The sequence below is a fragment of the Gemmatimonadota bacterium genome, assembly GCA_026706845.1.
Taxonomy (GTDB): Bacteria; Latescibacterota; UBA2968; order UBA2968; family UBA2968; genus VXRD01.
Window position 1 is genome coordinate 1 of sequence record JAPOXY010000075.1, and the last position, 24,348, is coordinate 24,348.

At 51.6% G+C, this 24,348-nt stretch carries 21 protein-coding genes and 1 tRNA gene; 7 read left to right on the plus strand and 15 right to left on the minus strand.

The window, feature by feature from the left end:
* Window positions 1–184 precede the first annotated feature (184 nt).
* The 7 genes from OXG87_07370 to rpsU all read right to left on the minus strand — a co-directional run bounded on the left by OXG87_07370 (window position 185) and on the right by rpsU (window position 8,862).
* Window positions 185–3,364: an N-6 DNA methylase gene (locus tag OXG87_07370; protein MCY3869363.1), complete on the minus strand. Its 3,180-nt coding sequence runs from the start codon at window positions 3,362–3,364 to the stop codon at window positions 185–187.
* A gap of 213 nt (window positions 3,365–3,577) precedes the next feature.
* Window positions 3,578–3,883, minus strand: coding sequence for an HU family DNA-binding protein (locus OXG87_07375; GenBank protein MCY3869364.1), 306 nt, complete (start codon window positions 3,881–3,883; stop codon window positions 3,578–3,580).
* A gap of 131 nt (window positions 3,884–4,014) precedes the next feature.
* Window positions 4,015–4,091 (minus strand) — tRNA-Ile (locus OXG87_07380).
* A gap of 78 nt (window positions 4,092–4,169) precedes the next feature.
* Window positions 4,170–5,951 (minus strand): DNA primase, encoded by a 1,782-nt coding sequence (gene dnaG, locus OXG87_07385; protein ID MCY3869365.1) that lies wholly within the window; start codon window positions 5,949–5,951, stop codon window positions 4,170–4,172.
* A gap of 53 nt (window positions 5,952–6,004) precedes the next feature.
* Window positions 6,005–7,939, minus strand: coding sequence for a (E)-4-hydroxy-3-methylbut-2-enyl-diphosphate synthase (ispG, locus tag OXG87_07390; protein MCY3869366.1), 1,935 nt, complete (start codon window positions 7,937–7,939; stop codon window positions 6,005–6,007).
* 32 nt (window positions 7,940–7,971) lie between these two features.
* Window positions 7,972–8,580 (minus strand): CvpA family protein, encoded by a 609-nt coding sequence (locus tag OXG87_07395; protein MCY3869367.1) that lies wholly within the window; start codon window positions 8,578–8,580, stop codon window positions 7,972–7,974.
* Window positions 8,581–8,664: 84 nt separating this feature from the next.
* Window positions 8,665–8,862: a 30S ribosomal protein S21 gene (rpsU, locus tag OXG87_07400; GenBank protein MCY3869368.1), complete on the minus strand. Its 198-nt coding sequence runs from the start codon at window positions 8,860–8,862 to the stop codon at window positions 8,665–8,667.
* Window positions 8,863–9,125: 263 nt separating this feature from the next.
* Here rpsU and OXG87_07405 point away from each other — a divergent pair, with 263 nt between their 5' ends.
* The 5 genes from OXG87_07405 to OXG87_07425 all read left to right on the plus strand — a co-directional run bounded on the left by OXG87_07405 (window position 9,126) and on the right by OXG87_07425 (window position 14,359).
* Window positions 9,126–10,436 (plus strand): HAMP domain-containing sensor histidine kinase, encoded by a 1,311-nt coding sequence (locus tag OXG87_07405; protein MCY3869369.1) that lies wholly within the window; start codon window positions 9,126–9,128, stop codon window positions 10,434–10,436.
* 52 nt (window positions 10,437–10,488) lie between these two features.
* Window positions 10,489–12,057, plus strand: a complete 1,569-nt coding sequence (locus OXG87_07410) for a bifunctional response regulator/alkaline phosphatase family protein (GenBank protein MCY3869370.1) — start codon at window positions 10,489–10,491, stop codon at window positions 12,055–12,057.
* A gap of 8 nt (window positions 12,058–12,065) precedes the next feature.
* Window positions 12,066–12,509 carry a tRNA (adenosine(37)-N6)-threonylcarbamoyltransferase complex ATPase subunit type 1 TsaE gene (tsaE, locus tag OXG87_07415; GenBank protein MCY3869371.1) on the plus strand — a complete coding sequence of 148 codons (444 nt, stop codon included), beginning with the start codon at window positions 12,066–12,068 and terminating at the stop codon, window positions 12,507–12,509.
* A gap of 111 nt (window positions 12,510–12,620) precedes the next feature.
* Window positions 12,621–13,337, plus strand: coding sequence for a hypothetical protein (locus tag OXG87_07420; protein ID MCY3869372.1), 717 nt, complete (start codon window positions 12,621–12,623; stop codon window positions 13,335–13,337).
* Between the two features lie 17 nt (window positions 13,338–13,354).
* On the plus strand, window positions 13,355–14,359 hold the full coding sequence (locus OXG87_07425) for a DUF1028 domain-containing protein (GenBank protein ID MCY3869373.1): 1,005 nt from the start codon (window positions 13,355–13,357) through the stop codon (window positions 14,357–14,359).
* Window positions 14,360–14,362: 3 nt separating this feature from the next.
* Here the strand turns inward: OXG87_07425 and OXG87_07430 are convergent, their stop codons facing one another.
* From OXG87_07430 to OXG87_07460, 7 genes are read right to left on the minus strand one after another with little or no spacing between them, the layout of a single operon-like run.
* The gene (locus tag OXG87_07430; GenBank protein MCY3869374.1) at window positions 14,363–14,821 is read right to left on the minus strand and encodes a GNAT family N-acetyltransferase; all 459 of its coding nucleotides are present in this window, start codon (window positions 14,819–14,821) and stop codon (window positions 14,363–14,365) included.
* Window positions 14,818–15,555: a hypothetical protein gene (locus OXG87_07435; GenBank protein ID MCY3869375.1), complete on the minus strand. Its 738-nt coding sequence runs from the start codon at window positions 15,553–15,555 to the stop codon at window positions 14,818–14,820. Before OXG87_07435 ends, OXG87_07430 begins: the two co-directional genes overlap by 4 nt.
* A gap of 14 nt (window positions 15,556–15,569) precedes the next feature.
* The gene (locus OXG87_07440; GenBank protein ID MCY3869376.1) at window positions 15,570–16,550 is read right to left on the minus strand and encodes a mannonate dehydratase; all 981 of its coding nucleotides are present in this window, start codon (window positions 16,548–16,550) and stop codon (window positions 15,570–15,572) included.
* Between the two features lie 11 nt (window positions 16,551–16,561).
* The gene (locus OXG87_07445) at window positions 16,562–17,692 is read right to left on the minus strand and encodes an aminotransferase class V-fold PLP-dependent enzyme (protein ID MCY3869377.1); all 1,131 of its coding nucleotides are present in this window, start codon (window positions 17,690–17,692) and stop codon (window positions 16,562–16,564) included.
* Between the two features lie 33 nt (window positions 17,693–17,725).
* Entirely contained in the window at window positions 17,726–18,694 is a 969-nt protein-coding gene (locus tag OXG87_07450) for a hypothetical protein (protein ID MCY3869378.1), read from the minus strand.
* Window positions 18,695–18,711: 17 nt separating this feature from the next.
* On the minus strand, window positions 18,712–19,704 hold the full coding sequence (locus OXG87_07455; GenBank protein MCY3869379.1) for a hypothetical protein: 993 nt from the start codon (window positions 19,702–19,704) through the stop codon (window positions 18,712–18,714).
* A complete protein-coding gene (locus OXG87_07460) occupies window positions 19,701–20,273 on the minus strand; it encodes a class I SAM-dependent methyltransferase (protein ID MCY3869380.1) in 573 nt (190 codons plus the stop codon). The genes OXG87_07455 and OXG87_07460 overlap by 4 nt, the downstream gene beginning before the upstream one ends.
* 202 nt (window positions 20,274–20,475) lie before the next feature.
* On the opposite strand from OXG87_07460, the gene OXG87_07465 reads away from it, so the two are divergent.
* Window positions 20,476–22,125 carry a thiamine pyrophosphate-requiring protein gene (locus tag OXG87_07465; GenBank protein MCY3869381.1) on the plus strand — a complete coding sequence of 550 codons (1,650 nt, stop codon included), beginning with the start codon at window positions 20,476–20,478 and terminating at the stop codon, window positions 22,123–22,125.
* A gap of 225 nt (window positions 22,126–22,350) precedes the next feature.
* Entirely contained in the window at window positions 22,351–22,977 is a 627-nt protein-coding gene (locus OXG87_07470; protein MCY3869382.1) for an NYN domain-containing protein, read from the plus strand.
* A 61-nt stretch (window positions 22,978–23,038) separates the two neighbouring features.
* Here the strand turns inward: OXG87_07470 and OXG87_07475 are convergent, their stop codons facing one another.
* Entirely contained in the window at window positions 23,039–23,923 is an 885-nt protein-coding gene (locus OXG87_07475) for a Fic family protein (GenBank protein MCY3869383.1), read from the minus strand.
* Window positions 23,924–24,348: the final 425 nt, after the last annotated feature.

Consider the following 24,348-nt stretch of genomic DNA (forward strand, 5'->3'; position numbering starts at 1 on the left):
GACAGAGACCACAATGCTGCGATAAACATATTGACGTTGGGGCTACAACGTCAGGTGGCTTGACCGCCAAGAAGCCCAACTGCTCTATCGTTGGGAGTAGTCACGAGGCTTTGTAACATATTCTCGTGTTACAATAAAACACCGCAGTGGATTTGCTGCGGTGTTTTATTTTTTGTGGCTGGTTTTATTGAGACAAGGGCCAGCCACCCTGCGCGTTAATTGCCTCGTCAATGCATGTCATGATCTGGTGTGTTTCCGCGAGTGCTGCAGATAAGCGGCGGTAATGGGAAATGTCATCGAATGAAAGGAAGAGTCCTTTGCGGTCTGTTAACCATTTTTCCGCCGGGCGATAGCCGCCGATGCTGAAATCCCAAGTCACTGATGCCACGCCTTCAAAATACTGATCGCTGTTGATCCACACACGGCCCGGCATATCACGAGCGCAAGGTGTATAGTACACCTTTTCCACATGATTTGTACCCGTTATTGGAAAATTCGGTGCGCCATTGCCTTCCACTTCCATGAAATGTAGAGAGACGAGGCGTTGACCGAGATTGGTGAGTTCTATAAACAATCCTAGATCATTGGTCAACGGCATACGTGGAAAATCGGACTTCAAGAAATCGGCGTAGCGGCGGCGATATTGGAGGCTGTGCAGGAGGGCATAGATGTAATAGAATACATCTTCTGGACCGAAGGTGGTTTTGCAGTCGCCGGATCCTATAGGAATGAAGGCCAAGTCGGTAGCGACAGAGAGAGCTTCAATGAAGCCCTGATCGAGATTGGGTTGATATGTGAAGTCCTGTGACCGATAGAGGTAAAGGGGAAAGAGACAGTTTCCGCCACGTCGAAACAGATTTAAGTCCGAGGGGTGTCGTGAAACAAAGGCAATCTCCCAAGTCTTAGAACCGATGGCCTGTCCAGCCCGACCAACACATAATCCTAAGTTTGGGCCTGTCAGCATATGACGCATGACGCGCTCGCGTCGATTATGGACTGCGACATTGCGGTCAAATACCGTAGCGCGGACATCAAATGGGCGATAGAGGATCGGTTCAATATGTTCGCGCCATGAGCCGTCTGCAAGTTCGCGCTTGGCGCGGTCGTATTGCCACTGTTTCTGTGAACATAGGCGCCATTGGGCACGAGCTTCATCTTCCGAGTTGGTGGCCAGTAGGCGTTCCACCTTGGCTACAGCTTCCTCTGCGGTCCACGAAATTGCGAACTGATCATGCTGCGTCGCGACCCCCGGTGCCGGAGTGCCGTTCAGCGAAAAAATTTCTGGGATGGACCACGCTGCTTCGTACTCCTCGAGTAATGTTTCGCCTCTCGGACCAAACAGATACAACGGTGGCTTCGGCGTAAGCTCTGTCCATTCAGTAGTATTTACATCGTTAGCAGCGAGCCAGCCGTATTTGCCACCATTCGGACCTGCCTCACGCTCGCCCCATAAATCGGCGTGAAACACTTTTGCTGGTCCATCTCCTCCCTCCTTGTGTTTGACGAACAGGGCGATGGCGACGCCTTGCTGAATATCAAATACGTTTTCGTCTTTACCACCGTCGGGCGTACGTTCTCTCTTCTTGGAGTTGCCGTGCAGGTCAAGTAGATATATCTCGTCAAAGGTCGCCATCAAGCTATGGCGCATACCGCAAAAAGTTCGATTGTTCAGATAGCCGTGGTTGGTTACAAAGCCAATTACTCCTTCGCCAGTGCGCTCAATGCGCCATTGGGCAAAGCGGATGAATTTTACATAATCGTCACTAAGCCACTTGGCTTGTCCCGGTCTGTTTGCCTCGGGAAAACCCTGCTTGTAGGTACCGATCAACTCCGAGATCCACGGGCTTTTGTTCGCCGAATGTCCGGCGTAAGGCGGGTTGCCTATCACGACCATTACTGGCTTTTCCCGTTTGACTTGATAAGCACTGGTCGCTTCGCGCACAATTTCAGATGCGAAGAGTGGTTCGCTATGTCCTTCGTCCATCCCTTCTAAGGTATTGGTGAGAAAGACTCGCAGCCGCTCGCCTTCGGGCATCTCAAAACTGTCATCGCTTCCGCCGATTTCAAGCGCAAGTTTCAGGTGGCAGATTACGTAAGGGGCCATCAGCAACTCGAACCCGAACAGGCGCGGCAAAAGATGCTCTTGTACGTAGCCAGGCCAAGCACCACCCTGTCCCTTTTCCTCAATAGTTGCGCGGATAGTGGCAATCACTTCGCGTAGGAAGGTCCCTGTGCCCGCTGCTGGGTCGAGTATCATTACCTGAGGACGGGGAATCCCATCTTCGGAAGTGACCATAGCCGTGTCGGCTAGCCCATCGGTCAAGCCAAACTGGTCGCGCAACAAATAATCTACACTCTGCACAATGTAGGACACCACGGGTTCGGGCGTGTAGTACACACCGCGTATCTTGCGTAGGTGCGGATCATAAGCCTTCAAGAAATCTTCATAGAAATGCACCACCGGGTCTTCCCACCGGGTCTTCCTGCCAAACTCAGACAGGATGGCCTCCATGTCTGCTTGGTCCAATAATCGCGCCAAATCATCTATAATCCAAGCAATTCTCTCGTCACAACTGGGGCCAGCGATGCGAGCAAAGACATCACGCAAAAACGGTGTTGTTTCCTCGAAAACAGCCTCTTTACGTGTAAACGGCCTGGTATTAGTGTGCCGGCACCGCGCAGCAAACAGCCCATAGGTGGCTGTCTGAGCCTGCAAGTCAGCGAATTTTTTCGGTGACAAGTCGGTGATCAGTGCCTCGCGGTAGCCCGCGAGCAAGTCGTGCAAAGGGCTGGAATAGGCTTCTTGAGCCAAAATGAGCTTAATGCTGTCGCGTAGCACCCGTGCTTTAGCCGCCATGCGCTCGGCCAGTTCACGCGGGCGGCCAATGGGCGGTGGGTCAGCGACAAAGAACTCGGCGAACAATTCGGCGACTTGGGAAGCACCGGCTTGATCAATGACGATCCGACCAGAACCATTGATTCGGGCGAGGCGTGCCGTCAGGCGCAATGCGCCTTCGGCATACCAGCGAAATTCCAGATAGTCGGTAAGGATCAGATTCGGCAGGCCTTCGCGGTAGCGGACGAGTTGTTCGTCATTTTCGACGTGGTCCAGATCGGTATTGATATCCTTGCACTCAATGTATCCTATTGGCAAGTCGCTTTGCTCGACGACAAAATCAGGCGCGCCGCATTGGACTCGTGATGGTTCGTTGAGAGCGCGAACGTCTTGGTCGCCCAAAGTCTCAATCAATTTCTCAAGTGCTGATCGGTAGGTATGCTCGGTCGCTTGTCCAGTCGCGAAGATATCCTGCAACCTGTCGCAATACTGCTGGAGCACGTCAATTTTTGCCGTATAATTTGTCATTTTTTCTCTTTACCTTATGTGAAAGTGAATTAAAAACACCGCAACAAATTCGCTGCGGTGTTTCTGTTTTAAGACCGTCTTACTATTTGAGGTCTCCAAGGGGTTTTGAAATGTGATTGTTCATCTGCGATCATCTGCAGATTATTGAGTCTTTCATCTGTGTCCATCCGTGTAAAATGCTCAAATTACTCGCGTTTTTTCTGTGGTTGCTGTTCATTCCAGATCTTTGAGGGGGGTTGAAAGGGCGTCTCGAAGTATTTTGCCGGGTTTGAACCCCACTTTGCGTCGCGCAGGTACATAGACTTCTTCACCCGTTCGGGGATTGCGTGCGCGAGGACGGGCATTGGTGCGTTTGACTTCCCAGCTTCCAAAGCCTCGAATTTCGATCCGTTCACCTTCGATGATAGCTTCTGCAAGGGTTTCAAAGAGTACATCTACAGCTTGTTTCGCCATTGTGTTTTTGCAATCAATTTCATCTGCCAATATTTTTGCCAGGTCTGCTTTGGTTATGGTTTGCACTCGCTACCCTCCACAAAAAATATTAAACGGTTTAATAGTTTTATAAAAATGAGGCGGAGTATCAAGAAAACAATGAAGCGACTGTTCACAAAAAAACGGCGACCTCGCTGGATGGTCACCGCGATGATTTATGGTGGGCGCACAGGGACTCGAACCCCGGACCAACGGATTATGAGTCCGTCGCTCTAACCAACTGAGCTATGCGCCCTAAAATTTAGTTTTGCTAATCCAACGCGAAAAACAAAGATAAGGAACATAGATAAATTGTCAACCGAAAATTGGACACCTATAGAAGTTGTTTTGGCTCAGCCATCGCTTTGCGCTGGCCGGTGAGGTGGCGGTGTTTTTCCAGTGTGGCGCGCAGGTCGTCGGGAGAAAGCGGTTGGCGCAATTGCTTTTCGAGCAGTTCGATTTCGCTTTCGAGACTTTTGAGCTGGAACTTGTGAATATAATCTTGAATGGGAACATCGATATTGGGATTCTCAATCCCGATTTCCAGAGATAGGTCGGTCAATATGCGACTTAAGCGAGCATCGTTGCACTGATTGATGAGGTGCGCGGCTTCAATGGATTGTTTTTGCTGTCGGTTGCGGGCAATCATGGTGGCAATTTGTCGATAGGCGCTGTTTGTAAAGTTGTCGGGAGAAATTTGCTGGAGTACTGTATCGGCGGTTTCGGGATGTTGCATCAGGTAGGTGAGCAATTCGCGTTCAGAACGGGGCCGTGTATCATAAGATTCGGGTTCTGGTTGTCCATTTTGCGGTCTTGTGGAGCGGCGTTGCGTTTGGGCAATGCCAATGAGGATTTCTTCATCTATCCCGATTTTTTCGGCGATGTCTTTGGTGAGAAATTGTTTGCGTGCGTTGTCTGTGATGCGCCCAACGAGTTCGGCCAATGCGTGTGCTGTCCGGGTTTTGCCATCTACGGTGGAGAGGTCGTCGCGTTGGGCAAGTTGTTCTATGAGGAAGTCGATGGCAGGTGCGGCGTTTTCGGTGAGGCGCAGAAGGCCGTCGGGTCCATGGGCGCGCACATAGCTGTCGGGGTCGTGGTCTTCAGGCAGGGTGACAACGCGCACCTCGAGGCCCACTTCAAAGAGCGATCCGATCCCCCGCATTGCAGCGGTTGCTCCGGCGGTGTCGCCGTCAAAGATGAGTATGGTTTTGGGCGCGTAACGCCTGAGCAGGCGCGCGTGGTCGGGGGTGAGTGCCGTTCCCGAGGATGCGACCGCGTTTTCAATGCCGTACTGCGATAGGGCAATGAGGTCCATGTACCCTTCTACAACGAGTGCTGTTCCCGCATCGCGAATGGCGTCTCTATCGCGCCACAAGCCGTACAGGGTGGCACTTTTGTTGTACACAGGTGTTTCGGGCGAGTTGATGTATTTGGCCTGTTCGTTGGGGTCAAGGGCGCGCGCGCCAAAAGCGACCGGGCGTCCTGTGGCGGCGTGAATGGGAAAGGTGATGCGATTGCGAAAGCGGTCGTAAAAACCGCCTCCTGTTTGCCTTTGTAAGACGAGTCCGGCGCGTTCGAGTATTTGAGGTGAGAAGCCCCGACGGGTGGCGACTTGCAAGAAGCCATCCCATTGATTGGGCGCGTAACCGAGGGAAAAGGCATCGATCACGTCGCGGTTTATGCCGCGATTTTTGAGGTAGGCCATTGCATCGGCGGCTTTCTCGTCTTGCGTGAGCAGGTGGTGAAAATATTTGACCGCGAGTTCATTGGTGCGGTAGAGTTGATCAAAGACTTCCTGCTGGTCCGGGTCTGCGGGTTTTGCATCGGGCAGGGCTATGCCCGCGCGATCGGCGAGTTGGCGAACGGCTTCGATAAAGCTGATGTTTTCTATGTCGCGCAGAAATGTAAAGCTGTTGCCGCCCGCGCCGCAGGCGAAACACTTGTAGATTTGTTTTTCTTGTGAGACGTTCAGGGAGGGTGTGGAATCGTCGTGGAAAGGACACAGGCCGACAAAATTTTTGCCCCGGCGGGTCAGTGCAACGTGATCGCCTACAACATCGACTATGTCGATGGACAGGCGCACTTGATCGATGATCGTTTCTGGAATGCGCGGCATGTGAGGAACTCCCTGGGGAGAGGGAGGCTGTAAATAGGTGTTGCAAGCTAATTTTAAGCTGGATCAACCCAGTCGCCGCCGGCGCGTATCAGGTCAATTAGTTCGTCAACCGCACCTTCTGTGGGGATATTGCGTTTGACGATGTCTTTACCCTTGTAGAGCGTGATTTTGCCGGGACCACTGCCTACATAGCCGTAATCGGCGTCGGCCATTTCGCCCGGGCCGTTGACAATGCAGCCCATAATGCCAATTTTGACGCCTTTGAGGTGGTTTGTGTGGCTTCGAATCAGGGCAGTGGTTTCCTGCAGGTCGAACAGGGTGCGCCCGCACGATGGACAGGATATGTATTCGGTTTTGGAGATGCGGGTGCGCGTGGCTTGCAAGATGCCGAAGGCCGTGCGGGTGAGGGTGTGGTCGTCTATTTGGCCGGATGCATCGAGCCACAGGCCATCGCCGAGGCCATCGACGAGGAGTCCTCCGCAGTCTGTGGCGGCGTGGAGCATGAAGGCGTCATTGGCTGAGTACATTGTGCGGATGACTACGGGTATATCGCAATGCCAATCTGCAAGCAGGTAGAATGCGCGGCGCAGTTCGGGCATGGCGTGGGTGTTGTGCGTTTGCAGGACGAGCACTGCACAGGGATCGGTTTTGAGTGCATGGATAAGCGGTGCGTCGAGTTCGGCGAGTTCGGCACGGACAAAGGTGATGCGCTCGGCTGTGTGATTGGCTTGCAAGTATGTAGCCGCAGAAAAAATTGGGTATGTGGTGGATGCGGGCGACCAGATCCGGGCATTTTGAATGACGCCAAGCGTGCCCGGCAGTTCAAAGTCCAGGGCGCGATCGCCGATGTCGATAAAGTCAACGGCCATGTCGGCGATATGCCATTTGTCGAGCATAGCGTCGTACGAATAGCCAAAGGGGTGCAGGGATTCGGGGGTGATGGTGCCCTGTGGGGTGGCAATGACGATTGGGACACTCGGTTTGCCGATTTTTTCAACCTGTCGCGTTGCGCGCCGCGTGTACGAAAATGGATCGATATGAGATGTTTGAATTTTTGGTATTGGCGCGTGATCGCTTCGGTTGCAATAGCGGGCGACCAGTGTTTGCGCTACGGGGATTTCGGCTTCGGGTTCTTCGGTGAGGGAGACGCGAATGGTATCGCCCAGGCCGTCTTCGAGCAGCGCGCCTATACCCACGGCCGATTTGATGCGCCCATCTTCGCCATCGCCAGCTTCCGTGACACCCAGATGGAGCGGGTAGTTCATGCCTTCGGCCATCATTTTGTTTACGAGGAGGCGGTAGGCTTGAACCATGATTTGCGGATTGCTGGCTTTCATGGAAAATACGATGTCGTGATAGTCGAGGTCAGTGCATATTCGCGCAAATTCGAGTGCCGATTCGACCATGCCGAGTGGGGTGTCGCCAAATCTGCTCATAATGCGGTCTGAGAGCGACCCGTGGTTGGTGCCAATCCGCATGGCTGTGCCGTATTCTTTGCAGATTTTGACCAGTGGTGCGAATCTGTCGCGGATGCGGTGCAGTTCTTCGGCGTATTGTGCATCGGTGTATTCGATGATCTGGAATTTTTTTTTGTCGGCGTAATTGCCGGGGTTCACGCGCACTTTTTCCACGATTCGGGCGGCGATTTCAGCGGCGTTGGGGGTGTAGTGAATGTCGGCTATCAGTGGGGTGTTATAGCCCGCGGCTCTGATTTTTTTCCGGATGTTTTCGAGGTTGCGAGCTTCGTTCTGGCTGGGTGCTGTTATACGCACGTATTCACATCCGGCGCGGATCATGCGGATGGACTGGGCGACCGTGCCTTCGGTATCCATGGTATCGGTTGTGGTCATTGACTGCACGCGAATGGGATTGTCGCCGCCGAGTGGTACACCCCCGATATCGACTTCGCGGGTTTTGAAGCGGGCGTATTCCGTGAGCGAATTGCAGTATTTGCCCGGAGAGATGAGCAGGTCGCTGGTTATGGACATTGGTCGTCTCTGTGGTTGTGACGGTGAGATGATTACTTGGATTCCTCAAGCATTTCGTTGATTTTTTTTCGCGCTTCACCGGCTTCTTTGTTTAGCTGTTCAATTAGAGGAGGCGTTTTTTCGATCTGAATGCCCAGTTTTTCGAGCAGGGTTTTTACTTCGGGAAACATGGCCTGTACGCCCTCGGCAATCATCCGGGCGGATTTTTGAAGCGGTGCGCCTAAGGTGGAATTGTCGATGAATTCGGGCACGCGGCTGTGGATGGGATGGGTACGAAAAAATATGGCGATTAGACCTAAAATCAATGCGCCTTGAACCAGCCCCAGAGCAATGCCACCAAATGCGTCAATCGCGCCGAGGGGAGAGGTCCGCAGCATTCCGTGAAGGGCGCGCCCGAGAAAATAGCAGGCGGCCAGGACGGCCACAAATACGACGAGGAATCCGAATAGCGCGGCGCCGCTGCCGAGGTCTTCTGTTGTATCGAACAAAGCGCGTGCTGTTGTTTCGCCATAAGTGAGGGCAAAACCATAGGCCAATATCACGCTGAACAGCATGATGAGGCTTTGTACCAGCCCAATTTGCCATCCCTTTCGAGCGAACCAGAAGAGGCCGAGGGCAAAAATGAGATCGACAATGTTCATTTGATGAGCAAGATGGGAATGGATAAAAAAAAGCGATAGCCACCCTGAGTGATTATCGCTTGATTTGACATAATTGCGAAAGACTTAGCGGGTGTATTGCTGGTCCATTTTGATCCGCTTGCGTCTTGCAGCGGCAATTTTGCGTTTCCGACGCTCACTCGGTTTTTCAAAGTGCTGATTTTTCTTCATGTCGGAAATAACACCGGCTTTTTCGCAGGCTTTTTTGAACCGCTTGAGTGCTCTTTCGAACGGTTCGTCGTCGCGTACGAGGACACCAGGCATGCCTGGACTCACCCCTTTCTTTTGTGAATGTGATGAATAACCAAAACGAATTTCAATATAACATATAAAATGTCCCGCACTTTTGCAACTCGTTTTTCCCCCTTCGTCCTCGTCTATACGCCTCGAATTTGTTCGCTATAAAAAACGTCTTTGTTCATTTTAAGGCGTTTTTTATTTTATTGTTGGACTTTGTTTTGAATGGGAACTCAAAAAAGCGTCGGGCGTTTTTGGTTGGAGGAAAGGATTACCAGACGGAGGAATGAATGCAGTTGAGAAATGAAAATGAGATTGACGACAAGCTCAAGAACTTACACGTACGTCTGTCCAGCCAGAGTTTTTTAACGGCTTATTTTTTTCTTTTAGCGGTTATTATTGTTATCGCGTTCCTCATTTATACACAGCTCTATGTGGTGCAACCCATGCGGCAAGAAGCCAGGCGTATGGGAGAGTTATACGCGTTTATGCACGGTGTGGCTACGTTGGACACAATTGAGGTCAAGGGATTTTATAAGGATGTCATTTTTCACACTGTCCAGAATCCCAATTTTCCGGTCGTAATCACAGACGGACAGGGTATTCCGCGATACTGGAAAGCGATTGACATTCCTCCCTTTGGCGACCACACCCCCGAGAAGCTGGGCAAAGTGATGGACAAGGCTTATGCGCTCGACCGGGAAAATGACCCGTTACCTTTTGAATATCCCGGCTCAGAATGGGGCCCGGATAATAAACCCGTCAAGAAGGAACCAGAAATCTGGCATTTGCACTGGGGTGCGTCCGCACTGGAGAAGCGTTTGAACTGGTTGCCCTGGGTCGCTTTTGGGATGACTATCTTATTTACTGGAGGTGGATATCTCGGTTTTCGGTATATTAAGAATAGAGAACAGCGGTCTTTATGGGTGGGGATGGCTCGAGAAACAGCCCATCAGTTGGGTACGCCACTGTCTTCGCTATACGGTTGGCTGGCGCTGTTGAAGGACGAGTTGGATGCAGAGGGTGATAAAGAGAGTAGTCAGAGGCTGAAAGATATCCTGGGTGAAATGGATCGGGATACGAGCCGATTGGATAAGATTGCTTCTCGTTTTAGTCTGATTGGTTCCACGCCCGAATTGCGATTGGATCAGGTGCGCGATGTGGTGGCTGAAACAGCGGGTTATCTGCGCGCGCGCTTGCCGGAGAATGTGCAAATTGTAGAGGAACTGAACGATATGCCGGTTGTTCCGATCAATCGGGAACTTCTGGGGTGGGCGTTTGAAAATCTCTTCAGAAATGCCGCCGATGCAATGGAAGGCCGAGGGGGACGCATTGATGTGTCGTCGCGCGTGGAGGAACGACGGGTGGTTATTGAAGTGCGCGATACGGGAAAGGGTATGCCTTCGCATATGTTTAAGCAGGTTTTTTTGCCGGGTACCAGTACTAAGAAACGCGGGTGGGGACTGGGTCTGGCATTTGTGAAACGCATTGTGGAAGACTATCACAGTGGAAAAGTATATATCAAAGAAAGTGTGCCAGATCAGGGCACGACATTTGTCATTGTGCTGCCTTTGCCTCCGACAGATATAGATGAGACGTGAGAGGAGATAGGGTGGTCTTCTACTTCTTACCGCTACTCGAAAAGAGGTGCATGTGAATCAAACGCAAGAATCCAAGCAGATTTTGTGGGCAGATGACGAGATCGATTTGTTGCGACCCCATCAAATTTTTCTCAAGGGTCGGGGATATGATATAACCCCTGTGACCAATGGCGACGATGCTATTGCCATGGTTCAGAAACGCGGATTTGATGCGGTATTGCTCGATGAAATGATGGCTGGACGAGATGGGTTGTCAACCCTGGCGGCGATTAAAGATATCAATCCGCATATTCCGGTTATTATGATTACGAAAAACGAAGAAGAACGGTTGATGGAACAGGCTATTGGACAGCGGATTGACGACTATTTGACCAAGCCCGTGAATCCGAGTCAGATTTTGCTGGCGTGCAAAAAATTGCTCGATGCACGTCAAATTCAAAAAGACCGCATGGGGCTGGACTATGCCGCTGCATCCAACAGGTTGCGCGAAGCTCTCGTACTGGCGGAGTCATGGCGAGATTGGATCGATCTTCACGTGCGCCTGTCTGAGTGGGATTTGGAATTGGATCGCTTTTACGATCCGGGCTTGCGCACTATGCACGACGATTTGCGCCGTGCCTGCAATTCGGCGTTTGGCAAGTTTATCGAGGGTAATTATAGTCAGTGGGTGCAAGACGAAGAAGATTCGCCCACGCTTTCTGTGGATATTGTATCCGAATTTGTCGCGCCCTGTGTGCAAGATGGGCAACAGGTGTTTTTTGTGGTGGTCGATTGTATGCGATTGGATCACTGGCTTGCCATTTTGCCATTGTTGTCCGATATTTTTGATATTGAGCAACACTACCACTACTCTATTTTGCCCACTGCGACGCCGTATTCTCGCAATGCTATTTTCAGCGGCCTTTTTCCCGTTGATCTCGCGGGAATTTACCCCGATGAGTGGCAAGTCGCGCGTGACGACGACATGAGTCGCAACCGACACGAGCACCAATTGCTCGATCAACAACTCGCAGAAATTGATCCAGAATTGGATCTGGATACGCGCTACGTTAAAATACTGGATATTGCAGAGGGTAACCGGCTGGCGAAGAAGGTGCATTCTTACCGGTCTTTCCCGCTTATGGCAGTTGTGGTCAATTTTCTGGATATGCTCACGCACGGCCGTTCCGAATCCGAGTTGTTGCAAGAAATGGCGCCCAATGAGCCTGCTTATCGGTCTTTGACGCGGTCGTGGTTCTCGCATTCTTCTCTTTTTGAGATGTTGCGCAAGCTGTCCGAGACCGACTCGACAGTGGTGCTGACGACGGATCACGGCTGTATGCTGAGTACGCGGGCTTCTCTGGCTTATGGCAATCGGGATACTTCGACGGGGATTCGCTTCAAATACGGCAAGAATTTGCGATGTGATAACCGCCACGCGATGCATATTCGAGATCCCGAGGCTTTTGGTTTGCCAAGTATAGGACAGGGGACTAATTACATTATTTGCAGGGAAGATTACTTTTTTGTGTATCCCACCAATTTCAATGAGTACCAGGCCAAATACGCTAATAGTTTTCAACACGGGGGGATTTCTCTCGAAGAGTGTATTTTGCCGGTTGCCATTATGCGCGGGAAATGATTGCCGCCATGTCAAATGGAAAGATTACACGGGTATCTTCGTCGCCCGATCAAACACATGGGTTTGGACGCGACCTCGCGGCGCAGCTTGAGATAGGGGATTGCGTTGCGCTTACAGGAGATTTGGGCAGCGGTAAGACCTGTTTTGTACAGGGTGTTTGCGCGGGCTTGAATGTGACCGATTATGTGACGAGTCCGACTTTTGTCATCGTCAATGAATACGCGGGGGTTTCGCCCGATGGAAAGCCGATGCCGGTGTATCACTTTGATCTTTATCGGTTGGGCAGTCCCGATGAACTCTATGAGATTGGGTGTGATGATTTGTTTTACGGCGAGGGTGTGTGTTTGATTGAGTGGGCAGATTTGGGGGGCGATCTGATTCCCGACCATGCCATTGATGTGCATTTTGCCCATGCGGGGGAGATGGTTCGGAACCTGACGATTGAATCGTAGCGTCATTCGGTCAGACCGGGAGGGAGTGACGTGTTCCATAGAGAATATAATCGCAGATCCATTTGGATGTGTTGTTTTACACACTGCACGCTTGCCGTGTGTGTTAGCCTTATGGCATTTGCACCGGTTTGGGCACAGCAAGACTTACAGCCGAGGCAATTGGTCGAAGCCCCTACGGCGGGTTTGTTGCCCGGTCGCAGTTTGGGGTTGGATCTTCGGTTTTATGGAAGCGATGGGCTTTTGGGCGGTGTATGGGTCGGTTTGTTCAGTCGGGGTATGGTTGGGATATCTTTTGGCGGAAGCGATATTTTGGGCAACGAGGCGCTGGATTTGAACCCGCGGGTCGAATTTTCAGGTCGCGTGCGGGTGATTGAAGAGGGATATACAATTCCGGCTCTGGCAGTGGGTTATACATCGCAGGGATACGGGATGTTCGATGATGAGTTGAAGCGCTATACCCGCAAGTCCAAGGGTGTTTATGTCGTTACCAGCAAAAATTTTAAGTTGCCTTTGGGGCATACGGGTCTCCACGTTGGCGCAAACCGAAGTTTTGAAGATGGCGATGGCGATGATGATTTTACGGGTTATGTCGGGGTAGATACGGGGCTTGGGAAATATGTGGTGGTGCTGGCGGAATACGATTTTGGATTGAACGATAATTCGGACAATAGCCTGGGTTCTGGAAAGGGATTTTTCAATGCCGGTGTCAGATGGACGCTGTCTGAGGCATTTGCTCTGGAATTTGATTTGAAGAATATTTTCCGCAATGGCATGCAAAATCCACATCCCGATCGGGAGCTTCGCATTGCGTATTTTGGAAAGTTTTGATTTTTTTAGAGGTAAGCATGAAACGCGTGGTCTTTGTCTTAAGCGCCTTTTTATTTTTGCTTCCACTTCAAGCTGAGGAAGAAATGTCTCGTCGCCCGGTTGCAACTTATTCTATTGTCGCCCGCGATTCGACCACGGGACAACTCGGTGTGGCCGTGCAATCGCATTTTTTCTCTGTTGGTCCCATTGTGCCCTGGGCTGAACCCGGCGTCGGGGCTGTTGCTACGCAATCTCTGGTCGATCCGGCTTATGGACCGCTCGGTCTGGATTTGATGCGGATGGGGCGGACTGCTCCCGAAGCGCTCAAAGCACTCGTTTCAGCGGATAAGGATGCCGAAGTACGCCAGGTTGCAATGGTTGACGCCCATGGCAATGTTGCCGCTCATACGGGCAAGCGCGCCATTTATGCTGCGGGGCATCAGACCGGTACACAATATTCCGTGCAGGCCAATCTGATGGAAAAACCCACGGTTTGGGCTGCGATGAGCAAAGCCTATGAATCTTCCACGGGTGACCTTGCCGAGCGCATGCTCGCAGCCCTTGAAGCAGCAGAAGCCGAAGGCGGCGATATTCGCGGTCGGCAATCGGCTGCTATTCTCATTGTAGGTCCCAAAAATACAAATAGGCCATGGACATGGGGAGATCGATTGTTTGAACTCCGCGTTGAAGATCATCCCAATCCCGTTGTTGAGTTGCGCCGGCTCGTTACCTTGCAACGCGCCTATCTCAAACTCGACGAGGGTGAAAAATGGATTGGTAAGGGCGATATTGAAAAGGCACTTGCCGCCTATCGCATAGCTACTGAGGTCGTGCCCGATAAAGCGACCAATGGTGAGGTCGCCTTTTGGGTTGGCGTTGCCCTCGCCGAGAAGGGCAAGCCCGATCAAGCGATTCTCTTTCTCGCCAGGGCATACAAACAGGATAAACGCTGGGCTGAGATTCTTTCTCGACTTCCCGCTTCCGAACTCCTTCCCGACGACCCCGATCTCATCAATCGTCTGGTGCAGGGTATGAAGGAGTGAGTTTTACCATCCCTCTTTCATCCACTCAAACATTTTGTAGTGGTTGCCGTCCATTCCCATTGCGTTATAAGTTTTTTGCGCCCGTTCGTTTTTTCGTTCGACGTAAAGCCGGAGTCCGCGCAGGTCGGCAGATTGTTCGACTCTGGTTTTTAAGTTTTTATACATCATCCTGAAAACGCCGCGCCGCCGTGCGCTGGGGATTACATAGACCGAATGGATCCACAATACGGTTCCGTTGCGCCAGTCACTCCATTCGGGGACGGTGAGCAAGCAGCCTGCAACTTCGCCGTCTAATTCTGCTATCCAATACGCCCCTTTGTGGGGATCGTCAAAAACGGCCTGTACGCCTTTTTCAACGGTTGGTCGATCCAGTGTAAGATCTTCCGCTTCTTTTGCCATTCGGATTTGAAAATCTATGATGTAGGGCGCATCCTTTCGTCGCCCCCGACGAATCTCGATCATAATCCCTTCTTCCATTTGCGATACAGCTCGAATGTTTCTTCATCTGGCGGATAGTATTTGCCCGGGGAGAGATTTTCCGTGTCCAGGCGCCTTCTGATCCATTCTTCGAGGTCGTCGTATTCTATTGCTTTTTGAGCCATTTCCGGCGCGACTTTGCGCGGGATGACGACTACGCCGTCGTCGTCGGCTACGATGTAATCTCCCGGTCTGACGAGGACGCCATCGACCTGTACCCAGTCATTGGTCGAATAAGGCGTTCCAACGCGGGTGCCGAGGTTTGATGTTTTGCCATAGCCCCACAGCATGACGCCGTAGTCTTTGACGGTGTGCATGTCGCGGATGCCGCCATCGCAGATCAGTCCATCTACTCCCCGCTGTTTTAAGCGAAGAAATTTGATGTCTCCGCCAATGGACATCAGTTTGGTGCGCATGGATTCCATGACGATGACGTCGCCCGGACCGGCGAGTTCAAAGGCGGCGTATTCAGGGGATTCTTCGCCGTCCGGTTTTTCTTCGTCGGCATCGGGGCGCGAGGGCACAAAGCGGACGGTGATGGCTCTGGCGACCAGTCGTTCCCCGGGGTTCATGGTTTGCAGATTGGGCATGTAGGTGTATCGCGCGTCATACCCATTGCGCGAGAGTACATCGACCACAGCGGTTGTGTTTACGCGCTTGAGTGCTTCTCGCGTTGCTTTGTCCAATACGTGATCGGGGGTGGGTTGTACAATTGCCATGTATTCTCCTGTTTTTATTTGCTCTCGTTTTCGACTGCCTGTATCAATGCGATGATGTACCCAAATTGGAATGCCCACGCCTGGGTTACGCGGCTGGAGACGCCTTCGGGAGCTGTGTCGTCGGGATGGCGGGGGGCGTGGTCGGGCATGAGCATGTAGGGATAGCCGGCCTGGTGTAACGCTTTTACGATTTCGTACATGTTGACGTCGCCTTCATCTGGCCAGGTTTCGCAAAAGTCGTGCAGGCCTCCGCGGATGTTTCTGAAGTGTACGTTGAAGATTTTTTTTCTTTCTGCGAAATATTTGACGATGGGCGGGAGTTCTTCGGCCGGGTTTTCCAGTCCTTCGGCGGCCACGCCACAGCAGAAATTGAATCCGTGATAGGGGCTGTCAACCAGTTCGCTGAATCGCTTCAGGCCTTCAAATACGGGATAATTCCATTTTTCTATGCCGTTTAGCACGGGTGCTGGCGGGTCGTTGAGGTGGCATGCCATCTGTATTTTGTATTCTTCGGCTACGGGTATGATGCGTTCGAGGAAGTACGCAGCGCGTTCGAAAGCTTCTTCTCGGCTTACGCGACCGATGTCGGTGAGGGTGTCGTTGTCGTATTCAGAGAGGACAAAGGAGCTGTACGTTGTTCCGCCGCGGCCCGGCCTGCGTCCGGTGCGCTGTACAAGGCCGCCGGAAGGTGCGCGCAAGACGCAGAAGTTGTAGTTCAGACCGCGCAGTCCGGCTTTGTGCGCGTTTTCGATGTATTGACAGAACAGGTCGATGTCTCTGTCGCGTTGCGGGTCTTTTGCCATGGGGATGCTGTCCATTGGGGGGACGTGTATCATTTCGAGTTCGACCCCATAAGTGGCGGCTTCTTCTCTGTGCTGCGTGAGGGTGTCGGCATCCATGCCATCTACTGTGGCGTCAAAATGGGTGACGCCATGGCGGGATAGAAATTCCATTTCTATTTTTGATGTGCCGAAGTACTGTGTGCCTACGTACATGGTTTGTCCTTTCAAGGGATGATTTGGGATAGGGCGTCGTCGAGTTTTTGGACGGTGCGATTGATGTTCTGGAGTTTGTCCAGGCCGAATAGGCCCAGGCGGAAGGTTTGAAAGTCTTCTGGTTCGTCGCATTGCAAGGGTACGCCAGCGGCAATTTGAAGGCCCGCGTCCATGAATTTTTTTCCCGTTTGTATGTCGGGGTCTTCGGTGTAGCTGACTACCACTCCCGGTGCCTGGAATCCCTCTGCGGCGACGCTTTTTATGCCTTTGCTGTTTAAGAGTGCCCGCACTTTGTCGCCGAGTTCTCGTTGCTGGGCGCAAATTTTTTCAAAGCCGTAATTTTCGGTTTCTTTCATGGTGTTGCGAAATACGGTGAGGGCGTCCGTGGGCATGGTTGCGTGATACGCATGGCCGCCACCTTCATAAGCTTCCATAATTTGAAGCCATTTGTGCAGGTCGCAGGCAAAACTGGTGCTGGTTGTGGATTCGATTTTTTCCAATGCTGAGGAAGAGAGCATGACGAGGCCACAACACGCAGCGGCACTCCAGCCTTTTTGTGGGGCGCTGATCAGGATATCGACACCGCTGGCTTTCATATCGACCCAGATTGTTCCCGAGGCGATGCAGTCCAATACCAGGAGGCCGCCAACAGCGTGTATGGCATCTGCTACGGGACGGATGTAGTCGTCGGGTAGAATGATCCCGGATGCGGTTTCGACGTGTGGCGCGAAGACAAAGTCTGGTTTTTCCGATGCGATTGTCTCCGTGACTTCTTCAATTGGTGGAGGTGCAAATGGGGCGTGTTTGTCTTCGCCTGTGCGCCGCGCTTTGAGGACTATGGATTGGGATGGGATGTCGCCCATTTCGAAGATTTGGCTCCAGCGATAGCTGAACCATCCATTGCGAATGACCAGGCATTTTTTGTCTGTGGCAAATTGTCGCGCTACGGCTTCCATGCCAAATGTGCCACTGCCGGGTACGACGATGACCGCGCTGGTGCGATACACTTTTTTGAGTGTGGTGGAGATATCTCGCATGACGTTCTGGAAGGATTGCGACATGTGGTTGAGTGCGCGGTCTGTATAGACTACGGAGTATTCCAGGAGTTTATCGGGGTCACTGTTGGGAGGTAAACTCGACATGTTCGCCTCTATGAAAGAGATTGGTGATGTGATCTATAGTTCTACTTCGGCGATGGCTATGCCGCTTTCTCCTGCGATGGCATATAATAAATAGATGTGGCCATTTTCTTCAAAGATTGCCGGGTCGCGCAACTGGTTGACGTGTCCATAGGCCACGCTGCGAATAGAGGGTTCCAGTGGTGCGTCTGCGCCTTCATAGGGGTGTTCCGGGCGCAGGATTTCTACGCTTTCTGTTTCGCGCCAGTTTTGCCAGTCAGCCGATATGTCAATGGTGCTGAGTAATATGCTTTCGGGTACGTCTCCTACCTGTGTCCAGAATATGTACAGGGTATTTTCGCGTTTTAATAGAGCTGCGTGGCGCATGTTTTTGTTGAATAGCAATGGGCCTTCTTCAAAGTGCGAGAGTCCGTTAGCTGAGCGATAAAATTGGCCCGGCATTGCCATGCCATAGACATAACCCGCGTGTCGAAAGATTCTGAGGTAGCTTTTGGCGAAGGTTTCCGGGCGCGCTGTGAAGTTGATTCCGTCGGCAGATGTGGCGACGCGGCTGATTTGATGTGCGAGTTTTTCGAGTCCGTGATAGTACATGACAATGGTTTGATCGGTGTGGTTGACGTGTACATCTGGCGATGCAATATGCGGTGTGGTGGCTTCAGTCAGGAGGTCGTGGGATAATTTTTGAGGGCCTTTTTCCGCATGCCAGAGTGTTTTGATTTGTGCTATGTCTTTTTCTGATGCGGTGAGTGGCTGTGTGGGAAAATGCGAGTCGGCGAGTTGCAGGGTTCCCGGTGGATGTATTTTCCAGGGTCCGCGCAGGTTATCTGTGTATGCGAGGCGGATGTAGCTTCCTTTGTGGTCGGCAAAATAGAGGTAATACGATCCGAGTGGTTCGGGTACCCAGTCGGGTACGCGGATTAGCGAGGGTCCCTGGATGTTGTGTCCGATACTCGGATGCAAATCCGGGGTGATGATGGGGGCATCGAGTAGCCGCGTGACGCGCATGTTATTTTTCCTTGTGCTTATACCAGTCCTGGTGTGAAGAGTACCATGTCTTCTTCGAAATTTCTCAATGGCGCAATGCCGAGTTTTTTGAGTGTGTTGTGATAGATTTTGACCCCTTCTTCTGGGCTGATAAGGCCGTCTGCTATATCGCGCAGGACTTCGACAAATGCTCTGGGATTTTCGGCACCTTTGATGCGGCGGCCAAAGAGGGCGACGCGCGCGCCGTATTTTTTGGCTTCGGATATGAGTTTGAATGAATCGTAAGTGGTGCTCGTTGGTCCGCCGAGGATGCCGACGACGACTGTGGAATCGTAGTTGACGAGGGCTTCCATAGATTCTGGACCGTTATAGGCGATTTTTAGAAATTCGGGTCGCGATGCCCGGGGTATGCCGGCGAGCATCCGGGCGATCTGGTCATTGACGTATGCGGGGATGTCTTCTGCGCTCAGCCCACAGTCCGCTACATTGGGGTTAAAGACTTCGAGGAAGTATCGAAATCCTTTGCGTGTGGCTTCTGTTCTGAATGTTTTAAACTGCATCAGTGAGAGCCAGTCTGTATCCAGGTTGTTGTTGAATGTGATGGAGTACAGGCCGAGGTCGATGTCTGGTTTTTGGTCGGGTTGGGGCAATAGCGTGCCGTATTGCGCTTCTTCAATTGTGGGTGAGGCAAAGGGGCGAGATGGGAGGGAGGTGTATTCTGCGCCTGTTGCATCCCACAGGTCGGTTGTGTCATTGGCGCGTACGGCAGGTGTTACGGGTGATGTGTCAAAGAGCCGTTTCTCATGTGCCAGGACGTCCATAGTGGAGACAGAGGTCAGTAAAACATCGATTTTTGCTTGTTCAGTGATATCCACAAGGTCATCGTAATAGGCTTGTATAGTTGGTGTGGCATCTGTAAGTGTTGCAATCCCTTTTGACATGTCGGGATCAGCGGCATACGCGATGATGAATGCATCGCTGTTGGGATTGTTGCGTATGTCGGCGAGTTTTGTGTCTAATGATTTTTTCATCTGTGTCCTTTTCCTGTTTTGTGAATTAAAATTACATCGGATCCGATGAATTCGATTTCTGTTTTATAGGTGTTTCCCAACCATTCAAATGTGGATTTTGAAAAAAAACAGATGTGTGTTGGGTCTCTTTTGTAATGCCAATTTTTAAATGCGGATTTGTCGATTGCGAGTTTGGTCATGATGCCGAGTATGCCGCCAGGTTTTACAAGGCGATAAAGTCTTTGCAGTTCACGTTGGGGATTTTTCAGGTGTTCGACGACTTCTGTTGCTGTTACAAAGTCGTATTCGCGCTGGAAGACTTCGGGGTTATGCGCGTAAAATTTGTCGTATATATCGACGGTGTGTCCGCATTCTTGAAACATGAGGGATAATGTCGGTCCGGGACCACATCCAAAATCCAGGCCGTGGGCGCGTTTGGGTAGGCGCGCTTTCAGGGGGTTGTAAATCCGCGATAAAAATGCCCTGTATTTCGGGTCTGCGGGGTCGTTTTTGTGCAGATCGTAGCGTTGTTTTTCCTCTTGTTCTGATAGGTGAAACGTTTTGGGGACAAAGACGAGGGAACAATCCATACAAATCAGATATTCTCTGAATGCGTCGCGGAGATAGTGGGCCGTGTTCTGGCTTTTGCAAAGCGGACAGATATCCGCTGGCGAGTTGTGCATGGTGTAGATTAAATGATGTGGCGTCTCAAAATCCCGTTGTATTATTCGTGCAATCAGAATATCTTTTGCTCCGACCCTGCATAAGGTAACAATTTATCCATTTTTCACAATACACAAAACGGAGAATTTCATGACTGGTTACGATGTTATGGCGCGTGTGCTCAAGGCAGAAGGCGTTGAATTTCTGGTGGCATTTCCCCATCAGACACTGATTGAGGCCTCGGCGAAGGCGGGGATTACCCCTATTATTTGTCGTCAGGAGCGCGCGGGTGTCAATATGGCCGATGGTTTTAGTCGCGTGTCCAATGGAAAAAGGTTTGGCGTTTTTACGATGCAGCAAGGTCCCGGCGCGGAAAATGCGTTTGGGGGCGTGGCACAGGCGTATGCGGATTCGGTGCCCGTGTTGCATTTGCCCGGTGGAGAGGCGCTGTCGCGTCAGGGTATTCATCCCACGTTTGAAGCGGTGCGGAATTACCGTCATGTTACGAAGTGGGCGGCTCAGATATACGCGGTAGAGGATATTCCGGTTATGATGCGTCGCGCGGTTGTACAGATGAAGAGCGGGCGTTTGGGTCCCGTGTTGTTGGAGATGCACAGGGAGGCGATGGCTGCCGAATATCCCGGTGAGGAGGTCGCTTATACGCCGGTTCAAGCCCGGCGCTCTGCCGCTGCGTCTGAAGATGTGCGCGATATGATTACAGATCTTCTCAGTGCTCACCGTCCGGTTATTATTGCGGGGCAGGGGGTGTTGTATGCAGAGGCGACGGAAGAATTGATCGAGTTTGCCGAGTTGGCCAGTGTTCCCGTGATGACGACGCTTGCGGGCAAGAGTGCGTTTCCAGAGACGCATCCACTGTCACTGGGTACTGGTGGGCATACATATACGTTGATGGTCAAGCGGTTTTTGGCGTCGATGGATTTTGGGTTGGGTATTGGTACGAGTTTTACGCGCAATACATTTACCACGCCGATGCCAGAGGGGGTTCCTCTGGGGCAGGTGACGAATTGTGCCGAGGATATGGGCAAGGATTTCGAGGTTGCTGTGGGTGCGCTGGGGGATGCGAAGCTGGTGTTGCGGCAGATGATTGAGGAGGTCAAGCGACAGGTTGGCGAGGGTGGGCGCGAGAACGATGCCGAGGATCGGGTCGCCGCTGTGACCCGGGAGTTTGCCGATTTATGGGAGCCGCATTTTACGTCGGATGAGATTCCGATTAGTCCGTATCGCGTGATTCGAGAGTTGGAGAATGCGGTCGATGTGGGCAATACGATTATTACCCATGATTCGGGTTATCCGCGGGATCAACTCGTTCCGACGTGGAAGCCCGTGACGCCGCGCGGGTACCTGGGATGGGGCAAGTCAACGCAGCTCGGATATGGTCTGGGCCTGGCAGTGGGCGCGAAGTTGGCTGCGCCGGAGAAGCAGGTGATCAATTTGATGGGCGATGCCGCGTTTGGGATGGCAGGGCTGGATCTGGAGACGGCTGTGCGGGCAGAGATTCCGATTTTTACGGTTGTGCTCAATAATGGCGTGATGACGAAGTACGATTCGCATATGCCCTATGCTTCAGATCGCTTTGGGAGCAATGAGTTGAGCGGAAATTACGCCCATGTGAGCGCGGGGTTGGGCGCACAGGCAGAGCGCGTGGATACGCCCGCGGAACTCGCTCCCGCGATCCACCGCGCACTCGCCGCGAATAGAGAGGGCAAAACCGCTGTGCTGGAGGTTATGACCAAGGCAGAGCCGAATGTCCCGACGTGATATAGTGCGAGTGTTTTAGAATAGGTAAGTAGTCATTCAGGAATTTTTTTGGTATATTCATAGGAAGGATAGTGGCGTCAAACGAAATGGGCTGTCGTGCTCTCTGTCCTGTCATCGCGGCATGGTTTTAGCCGCGATCCAGAAGGTTTTTCGCATTATGTGATAAAACTCATAGACAGCTACTAAGTGTGCCAAATTTTGTCAGATAAAAGGAGGTGGTTCGGCATGAACGGTGTTTTCATTTATTGGGATAATTCCAATATTTTCCATGAAGCACAACGTTTGGCGGAGGAACGGCGCGAAGGCCCAAATGCCCGTTATCGCGTGCGTATTAACTTTGATAATATACTGCGTCTAGCGCATGCCGACCGCCCTTTGAAGAAAGCACTTGCCGCTGGCTCTGTGCCGCCGGAGATGCGCCAGTTGTGGAATCGGATGGAGAGCAAGGGGGTGGAAGTTCAGCTATTTGACCGGGGCGAATCTGCGCGTGGTGAACAGGAAATGCCCGACCGGGTGTTGCAGTTGCGGATGCTGGAAGATGCGTTGGATTACAATGGGAATCCGGGTATTGTGGTGTTGTTGACAGGCGATGGCGCGGGTTATCTGGAAGGTGCGGGTTTTCACAGTACATTGGAGCGTATGCACAAGCGCGGTTGGCGGGTGGAGATCCTTTCCTGGAAGCATTCCTGCAACCAGCGAATGCGCAAGTGGGCGCAGGAAAATGGCGTGTTTGTCGCGTTGGACGACTTTTATGAGGCCATTACATTCATGGAACCGTCCCGACCAGGGGCAGAGCTTGCGGTTCCACGCGATTCCGCGGAATTGGACTTGTCGAAAAGGCCGATGGCCTGATTGAGGAAGCGATAGTCGCAAATATTCCCCGCGATACCTTTGTCCGTGATAAACTTAGGGTTCAATAGATGAACTCCTGACCGGTCTTCCACACTCCCTTCTCGCGGAAAGCGGGTATGGTCTGGCGGCGGGCGGCGTTGGTGACAGCGGGTGCTGAGAGGTCATTCTGTCTGATATAATCCGATAGCCTGATGATTGCCCCTCCCTTCAAATAACTCAGTCGCTTGTGCAGCGACTCTGTGAGAGCCAGTGATAGAATCCCTTCCATCGTTCTGGTCGTTCTGCCATCTCCGTAGTCTCTGAATGCCCGATAGTACGTTTCTTTCTCCGAGTTGCGAATGATAAGGCGCGGCAGACCGAGTTGTAGGAGTTGAAAGTTGATAATGACCCGTCCCATGCGGCCATTGCCGTCGCAAAAGGGATGGATGGTCTCGAAATCCAGATGAAATCGGGCGATTTTATCCAGGAAGTAGGTGTCGAGGGCACTGGAATACTCGACGAGGATATTATCCATCATGCGTTCCACATGCTCGGATGCTGGCGCAATATGAGTGCCCACCCGCACGTATTCTCCCTGCTGGCGAAAGCGGCCTGCAATGTCATCATTAATGCCGCCGATAAGCATCTGATGCAAGAGTAGCATCAGGTCTTTGTTAAGTTCGCTATCTTTAGCTCTGTTGCGCTTATATTCTGTGACACGAGCCAGGTTTTTCGCCTCAAATACTTCCCGCACAGATACATTCCGAGATAACATCTGCTCCAACAGAATTTTTTCTGTTTCATTGAGGGTGAGGGTGGAGTTTTCAATGGCGTTTGAGTTGTACACGCTCTCGGGGATCTCTACTTCGTCAATCATAGACAATAGCGATTCTTTGCCCTGACGCAAGATATCGTAATCTCGTTTCAGATCTTGAATGCGGTTTTTTATCGGTTGTCTGCTTGCCATATCATTAGAATACCCTATTCACGATAAATTGTCAAATTTTAGTGAATAGACAGGCTAAAATGGGTATTATTCATGGTAAATTAGCAAATTTCAGTGAATCGATAGGTTAAAATGGGTGCCATTCACGGTTTTTTCAGGTCAAGTATGTGATATTACTACCTGATTCAAGCCATGTAGCAGGCAGACGAGATTAGCGTTGAGCACTTCGCAGTTATTTTTTCTGATTTTGCATATCTATCGAACCTCAAGATTGTGTCGAATTGCAGCATTGATTACATGAGGTTCATATGTGACGCAGCGATTTGTTTGGTCAGCGATTTCAAGCCTATGTAGACGAAATCTGTCCTTACTCAGAGATTCATGCGCTGCCATTACGCCAGCTTGTAGTGGCTGTTGTGGCTGCCCGGAATGACCCGCAAACCACC